We start from the raw sequence: 19,926 nt of genomic DNA on the forward strand, positions 1-19,926 counted from the left end.
CTTTGCTTTTTTCCATTTCCTTTTGGTTGGGTGGGGGGAAGTCCGGCGGTCCCCCCCGGGGGGGGGGGAGACAGGTCCTTTTCTCCCCGCCGGCGGGAGGTGCCGCATAGCGGCGGGGGGTGGTCGGTGCGTCGGTCCGTCGACCATCCCCGGTCGGCTGTCGCCGACAGCCCCCGCCGGCGGGGGCTGCTATACGGTGAGGATCGGGCTGGAGGCGATCTGGTCGGGGGTGGTGTTCCAGAGGGCGTCGAGGAAGGCGACCTGGAATGATCCGGGGCCGTTCGAGACCTTCTCCGCGGCCTCGCCGGCGCGGTCGTAGAGCGCCGTCGCGGCGAGCGCGGCGGTCAGCGGATCCGTGACGGCGAGGTAGACGGCGGTCACGCCGCCGAGCGAGCATCCGGCGCCGGTGATCTTCGCCATCATCGGGCTGCCGCCGGGAAGACGGTAGACGGTCGCGCCGTCGGTGACGAGATCCGCCTTGCCGGAGACGGCGACGGCCGCCTCGCCGCCCGGCGCGGACGCGGCGAGGAAGCGGGCGAGCGCCTTCGCCGGTTCGACGGCGGCCTCCACCTCGTCGACGGATTCGACGCCGGCCGGACGGGTCGCGTCGTCGGGGGAGACGAGGCCCCACATCGTCGCCAGGGCGATGATCTCGGAGGCGTTGCCGCGCACGACGGTCGGTGGGGCGGCGCGGAAGGCGCGCAGGATCTCGGTGCGCGTCGAGCCGATGCCGGCGGCCACCGGGTCGAGCACCCACTTGTGCCCGGTCTTGCGGAAGGCCCGCGCGATCTTCGGCAGCGCGTCCTTGTAGAAGGGCAGCAGCGTGCCCACGTTGATGTAGTCGGCGCCGGACATCGACGCGGTGTCGACCACGTCGTCCGGCAGGAAGCTCATCGCGGCGGCGCCGCCGGCGGCGAGCTGCGCGTTGGCGACGAGGTTGATGGTCACGAAGTTCGTGAACGACTGCGCCATCGGCGTGCGTTCCCGCACCGCCTCGGCGGCCTGCCTGATGCGTGCCTTCAATGCGGCGACGTCCGCGTCGTCGCGGTCCGCCGCGGTTGCCTGCGATGATTCGCTCATATTCACTGCTCCCTACGCTGGTCTTAACCAACAGGTTCAAAGGGTCGGGCGTCGCGCCCATCTCAACCCGCCGAGTGGCTGCGGGTTCCCCTGCATTGCGTTATCGGATTCGACGCTATGCGGTTATATGGACAACCTGTGACGAAGACGGATTTCAGCGCGTCACGCCTCTTGCGTGTCGTGCGGCGGAGTGGTATTCGTGACGCGGTCTTTCGCCGGTCGGCGTATACAGGTAGTCTGAACGGGTTGTAAGACCCCAAACCGTTCAAACCAGAAGGTGCATTGTGGCTCAGTCCAAACTTGATGAAGTCGTGTCCCTCGCGAAGCGTCGCGGATTCGTGTTCCCCGCCGGCGAGATCTACGGCGGAACCCGTTCCGCATGGGACTACGGTCCGCTCGGTGTCGCCCTGAAGGACAACATCAAGCGCGAATGGTGGCGTTCGATGGTCGTCACCCGTCCCGACGTCGTCGGCGTCGACACGTCCATCATCCTGCCGACCCCGGTGTGGGTCGCCTCCGGCCACGTCGCCGTGTTCAACGACCCGCTGGTCGAATGCCTCAACTGCCACAAGCGCAACCGCGCCGACAAGCTCCAGGAGAGCTACGCCGAGAAGCACGGCGACCAGCTGCCGGCCAACGGCATGGCCGACATCGTCTGCCCCGACTGCGGCACCCGCGGCAAGTGGACCGAGCCGCGCGACTTCAACATGATGCTGCGCACGCACCTCGGCCCGGTCGAGGACGAGAACAGCCTGCACTACCTGCGCCCGGAGACCGCGCAGGGCATCTTCGTGGACTTCAAGAACGTGATGACCTCCTCGCGCTCCAAGCCGCCGTTCGGCATCGCCAACATGGGCAAGTCCTTCCGCAACGAGATCACGCCCGGCAACTTCATCTTCCGCACCCGTGAGTTCGAGCAGATGGAGATGGAGTTCTTCGTCGAGCCCGGCACCGACGAGGACTGGCACCAGTACTGGATCGACGCCCGCACCCAGTGGTATCTGGACCTCGGCGTCAAGCCGGAGAACCTGCGCCACTACGAGCACCCGAAGGAGAAGCTCGCCCACTACTCCAAGCGCACCGTCGACATCGAATACAAGTTCGGCTTCCAGGGCTCCGACTGGGGCGAGCTCGAAGGCGTCGCCAACCGCACCGACTTCGACCTGTCCGCGCACGCCAAGCACTCCGGCGAGGACCTGAGCTACTTCAACCAGGCCACCGGCGAGAAGTACGTGCCGTACGTCATCGAACCGGCCGCAGGCCTGACCCGCTCCCTGATGTGCTTCCTCGTCGACGCCTACGACGTGGACGAGGCGCCGAACACCAAGGGCGGCGTCGACAAGCGCACCGTCCTGCGCCTTGACCCGCGCCTCGCGCCGGTCAAGGCCGCCGTGCTGCCGCTTTCCAAGAAGCCCGAGCTGCAGTCCGTCGCCCAGGACCTCGCCGCTGACCTGCGTCAGCACGAGTGGATGATCGACTACGACGAGTCCGGCGCCATCGGCCGCCGCTACCGCCGCGAGGACGAGATCGGCACCCCGCTGTGCATCACCGTCGACTTCGACACCCTCGACGACCACGCCGTCACCATCCGCGACCGCGACACGATGAACCAGGAGCGCGTCTCGCTGGACAAGGTCGCCGAGTACGTGGACTCCCGCATCGGCGAACACCGCACCCGCGTGCCGATGAAGCCGGTCGCCATGGGCGGCGAGGCATGGCCGGACTCCGTGAAGATCAACGAGGCCGGCGGTCTGTACTGAGGTCCGTACCGAGTTGACAGCCACCAGCGAAACCGTCATCGACGAGCGCGGCGACTCCCGTACCGGGGTCGATCCGCGCTCGCCGCGTCATACCGCCGGTGACGCGCAGGCCGTGCAGGCCGGCGTCCCGGCCATCGCGCCGGTCAGGCTCGGGAACATCACCGTGCCCACGCCGGTCGTGCTCTCGCCCATGGCGGGCGTGACCAACTGGCCGTTCCGCGTGATCTGCGAGGAGTACGGGCCGGACGGACTGTACGTGGCGGAGATGATCACCGCCCGCGCGCTCGTCGCCCGCAATCCGAAGGCGCTGCGCCTGTGCCGTTTCGCGCCGTCCGAGCGCGTGCGCTCGCTGCAGTTGTACGGCGTGAACCCGTCCATCACCGAACAGGCGGCGAGGATCGTCGTGGACGAGGGCATGGCCGACCACGTCGACCTCAACTTCGGCTGCCCCGTGCCCAAGGTGACGCGTCGCGGCGGCGGCTCCGCCCTGCCGTGGAAGACCGACATCTACACCGATCTGATCCGCCGCGTCGTCAGGGTGTGCGGGGAGGCGTCGATCCCCGTCACCGCGAAGATCCGCGTCGGCATCGACCACGAGCACGAGACCTTCCTCGAAGCGGGCCGCATCGCGCAGGAGGAGGGGTGCGCGGCCGTCACGCTGCACGCGCGCACCACCGCCGAATACTACGGCGGCCACTCCGATTGGAGCCGCATCGGCGAACTCAAGGAGCATCTCGACATCCCCGTGTTCGGCAACGGCGACATCTGGGGCGCGGACGACGCGCTCGCGATGGTCCGCGAGACCGGGTGCGACGGCGTCGCCATCGGCCGCGGTTGCCAGGGGCGGCCATGGCTGTTCGCCGACATCAAACACGCGTTCGAGGGGTCCGACGAACGCTTCAACCCGACGCTCGGCGAGGTGTGCCATGTGATCCGCAGGCATGCCGGGCTGCTCGTCGAGTTCTACGACGGCGACGAGCGCATGGCCGTGCACGACCTGCGCAAGCACGTCGCCTGGTATCTGAAGGGGTTCCCGGTGGGAGGCTCCACGCGCAAGGCGTTCATGGAATGCGAGTGCCTGGCGGACGTGGACCGCGAGATCGCGCGGCTCGACCCGGATATGCGCTTCCCCGAGCGCGTGGTCGACAAGCCGCGCGGGCGCGTGCGGTTCGCCAAGAAGGTGCATCTGCCGTACGGCTGGCTCGAATCGCGCACGACCAGCCATGAGGAGCGCGAGACGCTGTTCGGCGACGATCCGATGGATGCCTCGTACTGAGTCGGGCGGCTACGGGGCGCTCCGCATGGGCCCTTCGCGGCCCATGCGGAGCACGGGCGATGAATACGTCGTCATCGCCGTACAATAAAGCGTTACACGCGCGAAAATATCACATCATCCGGGGTGGCGGTGCGCTAGTCTAGGGTGTAACCGTGAAGTGACAGGAGCCAAACGTGAGCGAGATCGCCCAGACTGAGTTCAACGACAAGACCGATATCAAGGTCGTCGGCGTAGGTGGTGCCGGCGGCAACGCCGTGAACCGCATGATCGCCGAAGGTCTGCAGAACGTCGAATTCATCGCCGTCAATACCGATGCCAAGGATCTGCTGCGTTCCGAAGCCGATGTGAAGATTTCCCTGTCCGACCAGTCCAGCCGCGGCCTCGGCGCGGGAGCCGACCCCGAGAAGGGCGCGAAGGCCGCGCAGGACCACCAGTCCGACATCGAGGAATCCCTCAAGGGCGCCGACATGGTGTTCGTCACCTGCGGTGAGGGCGGCGGCACCGGCACCGGCGCCAGCCCTATCGTCGCGCGCGCCGCACACCAGCAGGGGGCGCTCACCATCGCGGTCGTCACCCGTCCGTTCTCGTTCGAGGGGCCGCAGCGCGCCGCCTCCGCCGAACTCGGCATCGACAACCTGCGTCAGGAGGTCGACGCCCTCATCGTCATCCCCAACGATCGACTGCTCGAACTGTCCGACCGGTCGATCACCATCATGGACGCCTTCAAGACGGCGGATTCCGCGCTGCTGTCCGGTGTGCAGGGCATCACGGACCTGATCACCTCCAACTCGTACATCCATGTGGACTTCTCCGACGTCACCGCCATCCTGCGCGGTGCCGGCACCGCGCTGTTCGGCATCGGCTCCGCGCGCGGCGAGGACCGCGCCACCCAGGCCGCCGAGCTGGCCATCAGCTCGCCGCTGCTCGAGGAGAGCATCGAAGGCGCCCATGGCGCGCTCATCAACGTCGCCGGCCCGACCGACATCGGCCTGCAGGAGGCGTCCGCCGCCGTCGAACTGGTGCGCAAGGCCATCCATCCGGAAGCGCAGATCATCTGGGGTCTCGCGCTCGACGACGCCTACGGCGACGAGGTACGCGTCACCGTGATCGCCGCCGGTTTCGACACCGCCAAGGAACAGGCCGCCGCGAACGCCGCCCAACCGCTGACCGTCGCCGCCGCGCAGCAGGCGCAGGAGGCCCAGCAGAAGGCCGCCGCTCAGCCCGCCGAGCAGACGGCTCCCGCTCAGCCCGCCGCTCCCGTGCAGCCCGCCGCGACGCCCGCCCAGCCGGCTCCGGCGCAGCCCGCGCCCGCCGTGCAGCCCGCGCCTGCGCAGCAGCCGCAGACGGGCCAGCAGCCCGTCCAGCCGGTGCAGCAGCCCGGCCAGCAGTCTCCGTTCACATTCGCGCCGACCACCGGGAACATCCCCCAGCAGCAGCCGTACCAGCAGAATCCATACCAGCAGTACCCGTACGCCCCCGACCAGAGCGATCCCGCCGGGGATCTCGACATCCCCGATTTCCTGCGCTGACGGCGCCGCGGCCACGAGAAGAACCAGAAAGGGACCTAAGCCATGGCAGGGTTCATGAAAAACGCGATGTCGTATCTCGGCATGTCCGATGTGTCCGAGAACGATGATGACTTCGACATCGACGAGGAGACGGATGCTCCCGAACCCTCCGGGTCGTTCGATTCCGACCACACGGTGACGCCGATGCCCACGAAGCCGTCGACGTCCGCGGCCGCCGCGTCCTCGCCGGCATCCGGCGCCCGCGCCTCGTCCAATCCGTTCCAAGGTCGCCTCAGCCGCATCACCACCATCCACCCCAAGTCCTATGAGGACGCGCAGATGGTGGGGCGCGCCATCCGCGACGGCGTGCCTGTCGTGCTCAATCTGACCGGCGTGCCCGAGGCGATCGCCTACCGCATCGTCGATTTCTCCGCGGGCGTGGTGTTCGGCGTGCACGGTTCGATGGAGCGCGTCACCCCGCGTGTGTTCCTGCTGAGCCCCTCCCAGGTGAACATCAAGGTCGAGGAGCCCGCCAGCGCGGGTGGGGCGCGCGACCTCTTCTCCGACTGACGACGACCGGCTCCGCCGGCGCCGGTCGGTTCGTACCGGCGGCACGTCGCGATTCGTCACGGGTCCCCGCCACGGCTTTCGCCGGCGGGGACCCGCGCTATGTTCTGGGCGAACGTCCAGCCGACATTCAGCTCGATTGATACGGTGGAATCATGCTATTCATGATCCTCGCCCGGCTCGTCGACGGTCTCATCGACGCCTACATCACCGTCCTGTTCATCCGTATGATCCTCGACTGGGCCGCGATCCTCGCGCCGCGGTGGTACCCCCGCGGCATCGTCGCCAAGCTCATCAACATCGTGTACAGCGTCACCGAGCCGCCGTTGCGTTGGCTGCGCCGCTACATCCCGCCGCTGAGGCTCGGGGCGATCGGATTGGATGTGAGCTTCATCGTCCTGTACTTCATCCTCGTCGTCCTGCGTGTGCTCATCTGACCGACGCGGGGTCGACGCATACGGCCCTCATGCGGGGATGGATGCCCCCACACCTACGCGCATGCCTCGAATACGCCGCGAATCCGTCGCGATAATCGCGGAAACACCGCGTAAATGCTGGGGGTACGTGCTAAGGTCATGTTTTGATACCAACGTAAGCGAGGCACAGCCCCAAAGCGAGGTGTAGATTTATGGCTCTGTTGACGCCTAAGGACATCAGGGAGCGTACGTTCCAGACGGTGCGTTTCAAGGAAGGATACGACGTCGACGAGGTCGACGATTTCCTCGATCAGGTCACCGAGACCGTCGAGGCGCTCGGCAAGCAGGCCGTCGCCGGCCAGTCGACCCAGGCGCTCGGCCCGGACGTGACGGCCCTGAACAAGAAGATCTCCGAGCTGAATGCAACGGTGCAGCAGCTGCAGGGTGAGAACAACCAGCTCAAGGCCGCGGCCCAGCAGGCCGCCGCCGGCGGCAACCAGGCACAGGCCGTCGCCGCGAAGCTCGCCGAGGCCGAGGGCGCCAACAAGACCCTGACCGCGCAGAACGCCCAGCTCAAGTCCCAGGTCGACCAGCTCAACTCCCAGATCGACCAGCTGACCGCCCAGGCCGCGCAGGCCAACGGCAACCAGGACGCCGTCGCCCAGCAGATCGCCGCCGTGCAGAAGGAGCGCGACCAGTTCCGCGCCCAGGCCGAGGATCTGTCGCGCAGGATCGCCGCCTTCCAGCAGCAGGCCGCCGGTCTGCAGCAGCAGGCGCAGCAGGTGCAGGAGCTCACCCGCCAGCTCGAGGAATCCAAGAAGCGCGAGAACCAGCTGCGCGAGCAGGTCGCCAAGGTCGAGCCCGATACCGAGACCGGATCCCTGCGCAAAATCGCAGGCGCCGCAGCCGGAGCCGGCACCGAGCCGGAGCGCGCCACCGCCATGCTCACCCTCGCCATGCAGCTGCATGACCAGTATGTGGACAAGGGCAAGGCGAAGGCCAAGGAGATCACCGAGAAGAGCCAGAACGACTACAACGATCTCATCGGCAAGGCCAACGACTACTCCAACCGCACGCGCACGGAGGCCGACGAGTACAACAAGCGCGTCCACTCCGATGCCGACGCCTACTCCAAGCGCACCCGTTCCGACGCGGACGCCTACTCGGTCAAGACCCGTCAGGATGCCGACACCTACCTCGGCACCAAGCACAACGAGGCCGACCAGTACGAGGCCGAAGTCCAGCGCCGCGCCGCCGACTACGACCAGAAGACCCGTACCGCGGCCGACGAGTACGGCAAGAAGACCCGCGCCGCAGCCGACGAGTATGGCAAGAATGCCCGCAAGGAAGCCGACGCCTACGGCGAGAAGACGCGCAACGAGGCCGAGGACTACGGCAAGAAGACCCGTTCCGCCGCCGACGACTACGCGAACCAGGTGCGTGAGAACCTGACCAACGAGGCGAAGGCCATCGAAGGCAACATCCAGGGCCTCAAGCAGTTCGAGACCGAATACCGCGCCCGTCTCACCGAGTTCCTCGGCCAGCTGGTCAACCAGGTGTCGGACAACAACACCTACAACCAGACCGAGCAGTCCGGCGACTGATTGCAGGTCCGTACGCAGGTATGAACCAGGTTCATCATGGACGGCCGCGCATCCGCGTGGCCGTCTTTGCGTGTCTCACCGTCATCGCGGTGGCCGTCGACCAGCTCACGAAACTGTGGGCTCTGGAGGCGCTCTCCGACGGGCGCACCGTGGGCGTCATCCCGGGACTGCTCTCGTTCACGCTGGTGCGCAACCCCGGCGCGTCGCTCGGGTTCGCCTCCGGCTCCACGTGGATGATCTCGCTGCTCGCCGTCGTCGCCTGTGTGGCGCTGGCCGTGATGGCATGGCGCGCCACGTCGATGCGGTGGACGGTGGCGTTGGCGTTCGCGTTCGCCGGCGCGTTCGGCAATCTCATCGACCGCGTCGTCTACGCGCGTGGCTTTCTGGACGGCGAAGTCGTCGACTTCCTCAACTACGGCTGGTCGGTCGGCAACGTGGCGGACATCTTCCTTATGGTCGCCGGCGTGGCCATCGTGCTGATGATCCTCTTCAACGTGCCGTTCCGCGCGTCGGCGGGCGGTCGGAAGCCGGAACCGCGGCCGCATGCGGAACCGGGAGCGCAGGAGCCCGGTGCGCAAGGAGACGCCGCATGAGCCGCCTCGCCCCGGCCCCCGACGCGCTGGTCGGCAGGCGGTTCGATGTGGCCGTCTCCAAAATGCTCGGTGTGTCCCGGTCGAAGGCCGCCGAGCTCATCGACACCGGCCAGGCGAGGCTGCTTGACCGTCCCATCGCGAAATCCGGCATTCTGCAGGCGGGGGAGACGGTCGAGTTCGACCTCGTCGAGGAGCGTGAGACGCCCGAGCCCATCGCCGAGGACATGGCCGTCGTCTACGAGGATGACGACGTGGTCGTCGTCGACAAGCCCGTAGGCGTCGCCGCGCACGCATCCGTCGGCTGGACGGGCCCCACCGTGCTCGGCTCGCTGCGTGACCGCGGCGTGCACATCACCTCATACGGCGCCGCCGGGCGCGAAGGCATCGTCTCGCGTCTCGACGTGGGCACCAGCGGGCTGATGCTCGTATGCAAATCCGATCTCGCGTATGTGGAGATGCGCCGGCAGTTCGCCGCGCACGAGGTCGTCAAGACGTATCATGCGCTCGTGCAGGGGTCGCTCCGGCAGGACAAGGCGACCATCGAGGCACCGATCGGGCGTGCGAAGGTATCCGACTTCCGCTTCTGCGTGACGCCCTCCGGCAAACCCGCAGTCACCCATTGGGACGTCATGGAGCGGTTCGGCGCGGAGGCGACGCTCGTCTCCGTGAATCTGGAGACCGGGCGCACGCATCAGATCCGCGTGCACTTCTCCTCCATCGGGCATCCGCTCGCCGGCGACCACATGTACGGCGCGAATCCGGTGCTCGCCGCCGCGCTCGGACTGGAACGGCAGTGGCTGCACGCCATGCAGCTCGAGTTCCGTCATCCGCGCACGCACGTGTGGACGACCGTCACTTCGCGGTACCCCGCGGACCTCGAGCATGCGCTTGACGTGATGCGCGCCCGGCACGCCGAAGACGACGCGCGCGCCTAGGCGGCAGGCCGCTGCGGCGCGTCGTGCGCGACGGCCGTATCGTGCGCGACGTGCGTGGCGTACGTGGACGCGAGATGCGCGCCCACATCATGCAGCGCGCGGCGCAGCGACGCCGGTTGAAGGATTTCGATGTCGCGCGAGTCGGCGTACTGCAGCGCCCACCACAGCGTCGCCTTCTCGTTCGCGGTGACGCGCACCTCGTATTCGGCGTCCGCTGGCGCGCCGTCCGCATCGCCGATGCGCGTCACCGTCGCATCCTCGAACCAGTCGTAGAGCGGTTCGAGCGTGCCGCGCACGCGCATGCGGATCTCCACGGCGGGGCCCTTCACCGGGTAGGGGCGTTGCGCCATGTGCCTGACGATGTCGAACGGTTCTCCCGGCACGTCGCTGAAATCGTCCAGACGATGCGAGATCGAATGGTCCGTCCCGTCGACCCTCAGGTCGCGCAGACGCTCCACATGCAGATACGACAGTCCCTCGTAGACGTGCATGTGGCATACGAGATAGTACATGTTGTTCTTGTACATGAGATGGTACGGGTCCGCGCGGTATTCGCGCACCGTGCCGTCGGAGCGCCTGCGCGGCACCAGATCGCCGTGCACGTCGTATGTGCAGTAGCGGAACGTGATGGCGCGCTCATGCTCGATGGCGTCGTTGAGCTGCTCGATGTTGTTGAGGAACTCCGTGTTGTAGTTCTTCGGCGTGTCGAGACTGTTCAGCCCGCGCAGCTGGCCGGACCGGCCGGCGAACGAGTAGATCTTCGCGATGAGGTCGCGCAGGTATTCGCCGTCCGGGCGCGACAGCATCGCGCCGTCGGTGAGCAGACGCATCTGCGCGGTGTCGAAGACGGGTTCGATATACCAGCCGGGGCGCGGGTCGGCGCTTTCCGCGTATGCGAGGTCGGCGCGGTCGAGGTGCCCTACCTTTCGCCCGAGCGGGGTCATGGCCTCGAACGCGCGCAGATGGTTGCGCACGGTCTTCTCGTTCACGTCGATCGCCTGCGCGATCTCGGCGGCGGTGAGCCCGTGCTCGCGGTCGGTGTGCTTGGCGAGCTCTTCGAGGATCTCGACCACGATCTGCGCCGTGGTCGCACGGGGGGATCGGGTCATGCCGCCCCGTATCCGGTGTCGGAACCGTCGTCGTAGCCGTAGCCGTAGCCGTAGCCGTAGCCGTCCGCCGCATACCCGCCTTCGCCGGAGTCCATGTATTCGCGGGCGCTCACACGGTTCACGTCGCGCGCCTCGTCCACCGCATGCTGGATGATCCGGCGCACCTCGAATCCGCGGATCACGTTCTTGAGCACCGTCTGCCCGCCGGACGACTGGTCGCGCGTCTCCAAGGTGATGGTGGACAATCCGAACAGACGCTGCAGCAGCGTGCGCGTGATGGTCATGTCGACCACGCGGAACAGTTTCGTCACGTCATAGGTCTCCCGCAGCACGCCGGTCTTCACCGCAAGCTCGTCGGCGGTGAGCGTGTACGTGGTGAACGTGAACGGGGTGCGGCACCAGTTGCGTTTGCGCTGCGACCACAAGACGTCTCCATCGGCCATTCGTGACATGTCGGCTCCCTTCCGTCGGACCGTCATCGATGATTCCATCCTACGCGCCCGCCGCGGGTTTCATGTCCGGCGGGAAGCGTGTCTGGAATTGGGGAGTGACCTATGAGGAATTGTGAAGATTCGCGAGGGCTCTGACCACATCGTCCGTACGGTTTGTCTGGTAGCAGGACTCTCGCCGAACATGGCATTAGGCGATGCGGCAAGATGAACAGGAGGGCCCGTTATGGTTTGCGCCATTACCATGTCCATGATCGGTTGTCATGATATTATCATTTTTGATAATTCAACAGTGGGTGGACTCCCATGAGCGACTTCATTGTGGAGTTTTATGAGGCTGCTGACGGGACCAAGCCGATGGTCGCATTCCTTGACCATCTGGATGGCAAGCTCGCTGCGAAGGTGGTCCATGACATCGGACTGCTCAAACAGTTCGGCAACCAGTTGAGGGAGCCATATTCGAAGTATCTCGCGGAAGGGATTTTCGAGTTGCGCACCAAGCAATCGACCAATATCACGCGATCGTTCTATTTCTTCCAGACTGGCGGAGTGATCGTCATGACTCACGGCATAGTGAAGAAACGGGATGCCACACCCATACAGGAACTGGACAAGGCGATCCGATACAAGGCGGATTGGGAGAGGAGACATCATGGCGGAACAGGATGATCTGCGACGGTACATCAGCGAGCGTGGTGAGCGGGATCAGACGTTCGCCGAGGAGTATCGGCATTTGGAACCTGAATACGATATCGCCGCCACGATCATGCGCGCACGCATCGGGGCTGGGCTGACCCAAGAGGAACTGGCCAGAAAAACCGGGATGAAGTCGTCGAACATCAGTCGTCTCGAGACGGGGGATTCGATGCCGACCGTGCGCACGCTCACCCGACTCGCCAAAGCCATGGGCAAGCGGCTCAGCATCGAATTCGTCTGATCCGGGTTGCTTGATGGGAGGAGGCGACACTGAAACCGGTGGACGTCGGGTCACGCAATCGACCTTCCCGTCGACCCCGGTATGCCGATGCAGACCGGTAGAGTGGTATGGTTCATCCGCATAGGACGGCATGGGAACGGAGGTGCGCCGCGTGATCACGGGGCAGGTCAAAAACAAGGTGGACGACATCTGGCAGCGGATGTGGGAGGGCGGCATCACCAACCCCATCGAGGTGATCATGCAGCTGACCTACCTCATGTTCATGAAGCAGCTCGACGACAACGACATGGAGGCCGAACGGATCGCCGGGCTGACCGGGCAGGAGTTCCGCAGCGTGTTCCCCGACACCCCTGAGGGCCGGGAGATCCGTTGGCATATCTTCAAGACGATGCGCCCCGAGGACATGCTCGCCGTGGTGTCAGGGCATGCGTTCCCGTTCATCAAGACGCTGCACACCGGCAACGTGTTCGCCGAAAGCATGGAGGACGCCTCGTTCGGTTTCACCAAGGCGAAGACGCTGGAACGCGCCGTCAACGGCATCGACGACCTGCTCGACCATTATGTGAACGACAGGGATGATCTGGGCGATTTGTACGAATACATGCTGAGCAAGCTCAACACGGCTGGTGCGAACGGCCAGTTCCGCACGCCCAAGCACATCCGCGACATGATGGTCGCGCTTGCCGATCCGAAGCCCGGCCAGCTGCTGTGCGATCCGGCGTGCGGCACGGCCGGCTTCCTCATCTCCGCCGCCGAATCGATCAAGAAGCGGTACGGCGACGGCATGGACGAGACGCAGTGGGACCTGTTCGAGGGGCCTCAGTTCACCGGATTCGACACGGACCAGACGATGATCCGCATCTCCGCGATGAACATGCTCCTGCACGGCGTCACCCGGCCGGACATCCATAACCGCGACAGTCTGTCCCGCGCGAACACGATCAGCGGCAGGTTCGACGTGATCCTCGCCAATCCGCCGTTCACCGGTTCCGTGGACGTGGAGGGCGTGGACGATTCCCTCAAGGCCATCGTGGACACCAAGCAGACGGAGCTGCTGTTCGTCGGACTGTTCCTGCGCATGCTCAAGCCGGGTGGTCGTTGCGCGTGCATCGTGCCGAACGGCGTGTTGTTCCGTTCCAACGCGAAGGCGTATCGGCACCTGCGCGAGGAGCTGGTGGAGCATCAGCGGCTGGAGGCGGTGATCTCCATGCCGTCCGGCGTGTTCAAACCGTATTCGGGCGTGAGCACCGCAGTGCTCGTGTTCACCAGGACGGACACGCCCGGCAGCACCGGCGACGTGTGGTTCTACGACATGCGCCACGACGGCTACACATTGGACGACAAGCGCGACGAGGACACGGCGCACAACGACATTCCCGACATCCTCGCCCGTTGGGCCGACCTCGACGGGGAGCGCAGGCGCGAGCGCACCGAACAGAGCTTCATGGTGCCGCGCGAGGAGATTGCGGAAAAGGGCTACGACCTGAGCTTCAACAAGTACGTCGAAGTGGCGTACGAGAAGAAGGAGTACCCGCCGACCAGCCAGCTCATGGCCGAACTGCGCGACCTCAACGCGCGGTTCGTCACCGGCATGGACGAGCTCGAAGCCATGCTCGCCAAGGATGGTGAGTGATGGGCGATCATTACCGAATTCGTGATTTGTTCGACCTGCGAATGGGCAAAACACCCGCGAGAAAGGAAACTCGATACTGGACTGACTGTGATGCGGATTGGGTATCCATCCGCGACCTCAGTGGATTCGGCAAGTATGTAGGCAAAACAAAGGAACGAATCAACCAGACTGCCATTGAAGAATGCCGTATGGATCCGGTGCCCGCTGATACGTTAATCATGAGCTTCAAGCTGTCTATCGGGAAAACGGCAATTACCAAGAAGCCGGTGTATACCAATGAAGCCATCATGGCTTTTCTCGATAAGCACACCGTGCCACTGGACCTAGATTACCTGTACCACCAGTTCTCTTCCAAGGACTGGATGGAAAGCAGCAACCTTGCTGTCATGGGAGCAACCCTCAACAAGAAGACATTAGGTGAGAAAACAATTGTTGTCCCATCCATAGAAGAACAGCGAAGGGTATCTCGACGCCTTGAGCGCGTCCAGAATCAGATGTCTCTCGTCTGGCGGATGCTGGCAAAGGCCGACGAACTCGTACAGTCCCGCTTCATGGAGATGTTTGGAAGCTATGGCGAAGAGACGACCCGTCTTTTAGGAGAGGTCGCTGTCGTACAGACGGGAGCAACTCCATCTAGGGCAAATGCCGCATATTACGGTGGCGGCATCCCGTGGGTGAAGACCGGCGAAATTAACTATACGACTATCATGCAATCTGCCGAGACCATTAGTGCAGCAGCGTTGCGCGAGACCAATTGTAAGCTCTTTCCTGCAGGAACGATTCTTATTGCGATGTATGGGCAGGGAGATACTCGAGGCAGAGCCGGCGTTTTGGGAATACCAGCTGCAACTAATCAGGCATGTGCGGCTGTGCTGCTTGATGTCGAACAATGCGACAATCTATTCATGCTTCAGCAGCTGAGAATGAAATACGATGAGTTGCGTGGTTTGAGTCTTGGGGGAAACCAGAAGAACCTTAGTCTGGGAATCATTAAAGCTATGCCGGTCGTTATCCCGCCCATCGAACTGCAGCGCGAGTTCGCGGCGTTCGTGCAGCAGGTCGAATCGTTGAAGACCGATTTGAACCAGCAGCTCGACCGCCTCAACACGTTGTACGATAGCCTTACGCAGCGGTATTTCGCATAGCCGACGAAGGGAGACTGTGCTGTACGGCGAACAGCCGATGCGCGACGGGACGTTTCGAGTAAGGGAACCGATGATGGGCAATTTCTCGTATCTCTTGGAGAACAGCGAATACGAGATGTTCGCGCAGGCATGCGTGGACGCGGAGAACGCGATTGCGCTCTCGCCCACGATCAGTGCGCTGGCTTCCCGCCGCGCCTTCGAGCTCGCCGTCAAATGGACCTACGCCGCGGACGAGACCATCCGGATGCCATACAAGGACAACCTGCAATCCCTCGTCCACGAACCCACGTTCCGCAACGCCATTGGCGGCGAGAAACTGTGGGACGCCTTCCAATACATCATCAAGGCCGGCAACATGGCCGCCCACCGCAACGCGAAGCTCAAACCAGAGGACGCGCTGTTCTCCCTCAATATTCTCTTCGCGTTCACCCAATGGATCGACTACACGTACGGGCGCGGATACCAGCGGCGCACGTTCGACCCGAAACAAGTGCCCGCAGTCAAACGCGCGATCAGCGCGCAGGAGCGCAAACGGCAGGAGAACGCCGCCCGCAGGGAATACGAGGCGCAGGTCGGCGAGAAGAACGCGCGCATCGAGGCGCTCGAACGGCGCGTGCGCGAGCTGTCCGAACAGCTTGCCGAGCGCAAGGCCGCGCCACATGCGGTGCCCGAGCCCGTGCCGTCCATCGACCTCAACGAATACGCGACGCGCACACGATTCATCGACCTCGATCTCGCCCGCGTCGGATGGGACATGGACCGTGACATCATCCGCGAACGTCCCGTCATCGGTATGGGAGGCAAACCTGGCGAACGCGGATTCATCGACTATGTGCTCAACGGACGTGACGGCAGGCCGATTGCCGTCATCGAGGCGAAACGCACCTCGCGTGACCCGCGGGAAGGGCTCACCCAGGCGCTCGAATACGCCGACTGCCTCGAACGCGAATACGGCTATCGTCCACTCGTGTTTCTTTCCAACGGATACCAGACCCAATACGTGGCCGGAGACCACGGTGGTCCACGCCCCGTCGGCGAAGTGTTCGCACGCGCCGACATGGAACGCATCATGGAACGACGGAAGACGGACCACCATCCCACTGCGGTTCCGGTCGATCTGAACATCGCCGGCAAGGGGCGCCCCTACCAGATCGAGGCCGTCAAGGCGATCTGTGACGCGATCGAACAAGGGCAGCGTCGCGCCCTGCTCGTCATGGCCACCGGCACCGGCAAGACGCGCGTCTCGGCGGCGCTCGCCGACGTGCTCATGCGGGCCGGACTCGTCACCAACGTGCTGTTCCTCGCCGACCGCGTCACACTCGTCGACCAGGCCGCCAGCGACTACGGCGAATACCTGCCCAACCAGTCGCTGTGCAACATGTGCGATCGGAAACGCCGCGACACGACCGCGCGCATCGTGTTCTCCACGTACCAGACCATGGCCAACGCCATCGACGCGGAAACCGGCGAAGACGGACATCCCGTCTTCTCGTCGGCGCATTTCGACCTCATCATCGTGGACGAGGCGCACCGGTCCATCTTCAACAAGTTCCGCGTCATCTTCGACCATTTCGACGCGCTCGTCGTCGGCCTCACCGCCACGCCGCGAGACGAAGTGGACCGCAACACCTACGAGTTCTTCCACGTCGAGAACGGGGTGCCCACCTACGTGTACGAGTACGAGCAGGCGTTGAAGGACGGCGTGCTCGTGCCGTACCACAACATCGAGGCGTCCACGAAGTTCATGGACGACGGCATCGTGTACGACGATCTGCCAGATGACGAGAAACGACGCTACGAGGAGGATTTCGGCGAGAAGGAACTGGGGCTTGCACCCGACGGTCGGGACATTGGCGAGGGCGGCGAAGGCGAAGAGGACTGGAGGCGCGACGTGCCCGACCATGTGGACGCCGACGCGCTCAACCGGTTCGTGATGAACCCCTCCACGGTGGACGCCGTGCTTGACGATCTCGAGACCAACGGCATCAGGACCGCCGGCGGCGAACGTCTCGGCAAGACCGTCATCTTCGCCGTCAATCAGGCGCACGCCCACTACATCGTGCAACGGTTCGGCGAACGGTGGCCGAAACTCGCGGCTCAGGGGTATATCGTCGCGGTCGTGCACGGCGACGACCATTCCCACAGTCTCATCAAAGATTTCAAACACAAGCCCATGCCGGTCATCACCGTGTCCGTCGACATGATGGACACCGGCGTGGACGTACCCGAAATCGTCAACCTCGTCTTCTTCAAGAAGGTCCGTTCCAAGATCAAGTTCCTGCAGATGATCGGCCGCGGCACGCGCCGTTGCGACGGTCTCGACTGCGTGGACGGCATCGACGGAGAATACGTGGGCAAGCGCCGGTTCGTCATCTTCGACTATTGCTCGAACTTCGCATACTTCCGCGCCAACCCCAACGCCGTGGACGGCGGTTCCATCGTGACGCTCAGCGAACGCGTGTTCGCGCGCAAGGCGGCGATCGCGCGGGCATTGCAATCATCGCCGTACGCCGATGATGCGGACCTGCGTGAATGGCGTCACGCGCTCGCCGACGACCTGCACGCGCGCGTCGCCGAACTCGACGACGCGGCCGCCGCCGTACGGCTGAGGCGCGCCGCAGTCGAACCGTTCCGCGAACGACCACGGTTCGACGCGATCGGTGAACTCGACCTCCACACGCTCGTGACGGACGTGGCTCCGCTCGTCCACTACGACGAATCCGACGAAGACGCGCTGCGCTTCGACGCGCTCATGTACGGGCTGATGGTCGTGCGGCTCGGAGGAGACGGTGCGGACGGAGCCAAGGCCGGCGCCTATGCGAAGCGCATCCGCCGGTCCGTCTCCAGACTGAACGACCGCATGACCTTGGATCCGGTATTGGAACAGCGCGAACTCATCGCGCGGATTTCCACCGACGACGGCTATCTTGCGGGTGCGGACGTCAAAGAGCTCGAACGGATCAGGCTTGCCCTGCGCAGTCTCATCCATTACACCGCAGGCGAAGGCGGCAGGCGACTCATCATCACGGACCTCTCCGACCCCGTCACGCGGCGCATGGAAGGCGAGGCGTTCGACATGGGCGAGCATTACGAGGACTACAGGCTCAAGGTCAACCGGTACGTCAACGAGCATCTCGACGAAGGAGTGATCGGCAAAATACATCGTAATGAGCCGATCACCACGGAAGACTACACGCTGTTGGAACGCATCTTCGTCGAGAGACTCGGCACATATGAGGACTACAAGGCGACCTATGCGGACCGCCCGTTCGGTCTGCTCGTGCGAAGCATCGCGAAACTCGACCACGCGGCCGCCGAAGCCGCCTTCGCCGACTTCATCAACGAGCATCCGCTGAACGCGCAACAGATCGCGTTCCTTCGTACGGTCATCGGGTACGTGGAGCGCAACGGATACCTCGACCCGCGCGATCTCGGCAAACCGCGGTTCGCACGGCTCGGGCCGTTCACCCAACTGTTTCCGGGAAAACTCGCGATGGATCTCGTCGTCTGCATCACGCGGGTCATGCACAATGCGGAGGCGCCTGCGCCCGGACGATGACGGAGGTGTCGCCCGAACGGTGGACGGAGGGCGGTATGCTGGAGCGCATGGCAAATTCCGGGAACTTCGTGCACCTGCATAACCACACGCATTACTCGCTGCTCGATGGGGCATCCAAGATCCCGGACCTCGCCAAGTACACGGCCCAGCTGGGCATGCCGGCCGTCGCCATCACCGACCACGGCAACATGCACGGCGCGTACGAGATGTACACGAACTGCGTGGACAACGGCGTCAAGCCGATCATCGGCATCGAGGCGTACGTGACGCCGGAGACCGCGCGCCAGGACAAGTCGCGCGTGCACTGGGGCACCGAGGACCAGCGCCGCGACGACGTCTCCGGCGGCGGTCTCATCACGCACATGACCATGTGGGCGGAAAACGACGAGGGGCTCGTGAACCTCATCAAGGCGAGCTCGGTGGCGAACCTCGAAGGCCGCGTGCAGCGGTACCCGCGTATGGACAAGGAAGTGCTCGCCACGTACTCGAAAGGCGTGATCGCATCCTCCGGCTGCCCGTCGGGCATCATCCAGACGCGACTGCGGCTGGGCCAGTTCGACGAGGCGCTGCGCGCCGCCGGCGAGTTCCAGGACATCTTCGGGCGGGACAACTTCTTCATCGAACTCATGGACCATGGCCTGAAGATCGAGAAGCAGGTCACGTCCGGGCTGCTGGACATCGCCAAACGCCTGAACGCGCCGCTGCTCGCCACGAACGACTCGCATTACGTGCACGCCGAGGACGCGGAGGCGCAGGACGCGATGCTGTGCATCAACTCGGGTTCGCATCTGGACGACCCGGACCGGTTCAAGTTCGACGGCACGGGCTACTACATCAAACCCGCGGAGGAGATGCGCGAGCTGTTCCGTGAATTCCCCGAGGCGTGCGACAACACGCTGGAGATCGCCGAACGCTGCAACGTGATCTTCGACGACCACGAGGACGGCGCGTTCATGCCGCAGTTCGACTGCCCGGAAGGCTGGGACGAGGCGAGCCTGTTCCTCAAGAAGGTCGAGGAGGGACTGGAGCGCCGGTATGACGGCAACGTGCCGGAGGAGGTGTCGCGTCAGGCGGACTACGAGTGCGGCGTGATCTGCCAGATGCAGTTCTGCGGCTACTTCCTCGTGGTGGCCGACTACATCCAGTGGGCGAAGGCCCATGACATCATGGTCGGTCCGGGCCGTGGCTCGGCGGCAGGGTCGATGGTCGCGTACGCGATGGGCATCACGGAGCTGGACCCGTTGAAGCACGGCCTGATCTTCGAGAGGTTCCTGAACCCGGAGCGCGTGAGCCTGCCGGATATCGACGTGGACTTCGACCCTGAGGGGCGCCTGCACGTGATCGACTACTGCGGT

The 19,926-nt window shown here is 64.5% G+C and carries 17 protein-coding genes and 1 riboswitch; of the genes, 14 read left to right on the plus strand and 3 right to left on the minus strand.

Annotated elements, in window-relative coordinates:
- Window positions 1–189 precede the first annotated feature (189 nt).
- On the minus strand, window positions 190–1,080 hold the full coding sequence (thiM, locus tag BFAL_RS00120; RefSeq protein ID WP_055426437.1) for a hydroxyethylthiazole kinase: 891 nt from the start codon (window positions 1,078–1,080) through the stop codon (window positions 190–192).
- Window positions 1,073–1,182: riboswitch (TPP riboswitch) on the minus strand. (Overlaps the previous gene by 8 nt.)
- Window positions 1,183–1,364: 182 nt before the next feature.
- On the opposite strand from thiM, the gene BFAL_RS00125 reads away from it, so the two are divergent.
- The 8 genes from BFAL_RS00125 (at window position 1,365) to BFAL_RS00160 (ending at window position 9,739) form a co-directional block, all read left to right on the plus strand.
- Window positions 1,365–2,840 (plus strand): glycine--tRNA ligase, encoded by a 1,476-nt coding sequence (locus BFAL_RS00125; RefSeq protein WP_055426438.1) that lies wholly within the window; start codon window positions 1,365–1,367, stop codon window positions 2,838–2,840.
- A 13-nt stretch (window positions 2,841–2,853) separates the two neighbouring features.
- Complete coding sequence (gene dusB, locus BFAL_RS00130; RefSeq protein WP_082440209.1) at window positions 2,854–4,116, plus strand: tRNA dihydrouridine synthase DusB; 1,263 nt, start codon at window positions 2,854–2,856, stop codon at window positions 4,114–4,116.
- A gap of 173 nt (window positions 4,117–4,289) precedes the next feature.
- Entirely contained in the window at window positions 4,290–5,645 is a 1,356-nt protein-coding gene (gene ftsZ, locus BFAL_RS00135; RefSeq protein WP_055426439.1) for a cell division protein FtsZ, read from the plus strand.
- A 42-nt stretch (window positions 5,646–5,687) separates the two neighbouring features.
- A complete protein-coding gene (locus BFAL_RS00140; RefSeq protein WP_055426440.1) occupies window positions 5,688–6,194 on the plus strand; it encodes a cell division protein SepF in 507 nt (168 codons plus the stop codon).
- Window positions 6,195–6,346: 152 nt separating this feature from the next.
- On the plus strand, window positions 6,347–6,628 hold the full coding sequence (locus BFAL_RS00145) for a YggT family protein (RefSeq protein WP_055426441.1): 282 nt from the start codon (window positions 6,347–6,349) through the stop codon (window positions 6,626–6,628).
- Between the two features lie 191 nt (window positions 6,629–6,819).
- Window positions 6,820–8,211, plus strand: a complete 1,392-nt coding sequence (locus BFAL_RS00150; RefSeq protein ID WP_055426442.1) for a DivIVA domain-containing protein — start codon at window positions 6,820–6,822, stop codon at window positions 8,209–8,211.
- 20 nt (window positions 8,212–8,231) lie between these two features.
- A complete protein-coding gene (gene lspA, locus BFAL_RS00155) occupies window positions 8,232–8,804 on the plus strand; it encodes a signal peptidase II (RefSeq protein WP_082440210.1) in 573 nt (190 codons plus the stop codon).
- The gene (locus BFAL_RS00160; RefSeq protein WP_055426443.1) at window positions 8,801–9,739 is read left to right on the plus strand and encodes an RluA family pseudouridine synthase; all 939 of its coding nucleotides are present in this window, start codon (window positions 8,801–8,803) and stop codon (window positions 9,737–9,739) included. Before lspA ends, BFAL_RS00160 begins: the two co-directional genes overlap by 4 nt.
- On the opposite strand, the gene BFAL_RS00165 is transcribed toward BFAL_RS00160, so the two are convergent.
- Both BFAL_RS00165 and BFAL_RS00170 read right to left on the minus strand, forming a co-directional pair.
- Window positions 9,736–10,848 (minus strand): helix-turn-helix transcriptional regulator, encoded by a 1,113-nt coding sequence (locus BFAL_RS00165; RefSeq protein WP_055426444.1) that lies wholly within the window; start codon window positions 10,846–10,848, stop codon window positions 9,736–9,738. The genes BFAL_RS00160 and BFAL_RS00165 overlap by 4 nt on opposite strands.
- Window positions 10,845–11,300, minus strand: coding sequence for a PH domain-containing protein (locus BFAL_RS00170; RefSeq protein WP_055426450.1), 456 nt, complete (start codon window positions 11,298–11,300; stop codon window positions 10,845–10,847). The genes BFAL_RS00165 and BFAL_RS00170 overlap by 4 nt, the downstream gene beginning before the upstream one ends.
- A 303-nt stretch (window positions 11,301–11,603) precedes the next feature.
- On the opposite strand from BFAL_RS00170, the gene BFAL_RS00175 reads away from it, so the two are divergent.
- From BFAL_RS00175 to dnaE, 6 genes are all read left to right on the plus strand, one after another.
- Window positions 11,604–11,966 (plus strand): type II toxin-antitoxin system RelE/ParE family toxin, encoded by a 363-nt coding sequence (locus tag BFAL_RS00175; protein WP_055426445.1) that lies wholly within the window; start codon window positions 11,604–11,606, stop codon window positions 11,964–11,966.
- Window positions 11,950–12,234, plus strand: coding sequence for a helix-turn-helix domain-containing protein (locus BFAL_RS00180; protein WP_055426446.1), 285 nt, complete (start codon window positions 11,950–11,952; stop codon window positions 12,232–12,234). The genes BFAL_RS00175 and BFAL_RS00180 overlap by 17 nt, the downstream gene beginning before the upstream one ends.
- Window positions 12,235–12,364: 130 nt before the next feature.
- Window positions 12,365–13,867, plus strand: coding sequence for a class I SAM-dependent DNA methyltransferase (locus BFAL_RS00185; protein ID WP_236691599.1), 1,503 nt, complete (start codon window positions 12,365–12,367; stop codon window positions 13,865–13,867).
- The gene (locus tag BFAL_RS00190) at window positions 13,867–15,012 is read left to right on the plus strand and encodes a restriction endonuclease subunit S (RefSeq protein WP_082440212.1); all 1,146 of its coding nucleotides are present in this window, start codon (window positions 13,867–13,869) and stop codon (window positions 15,010–15,012) included. The genes BFAL_RS00185 and BFAL_RS00190 overlap by 1 nt, the downstream gene beginning before the upstream one ends.
- 70 nt (window positions 15,013–15,082) lie before the next feature.
- A complete protein-coding gene (locus BFAL_RS00195) occupies window positions 15,083–18,571 on the plus strand; it encodes a DEAD/DEAH box helicase family protein (RefSeq protein WP_055426448.1) in 3,489 nt (1,162 codons plus the stop codon).
- A gap of 47 nt (window positions 18,572–18,618) precedes the next feature.
- On the plus strand, window positions 18,619–19,926 hold a 1,308-nt coding region (dnaE, locus tag BFAL_RS00200), incomplete at its 3' end, for a DNA polymerase III subunit alpha (protein WP_169787178.1).

Origin of the sequence: Bifidobacterium aesculapii (assembly GCF_001417815.1) — a bacterium.
GTDB lineage: Bacteria > Actinomycetota > Actinomycetes > Actinomycetales > Bifidobacteriaceae > Bifidobacterium > Bifidobacterium aesculapii.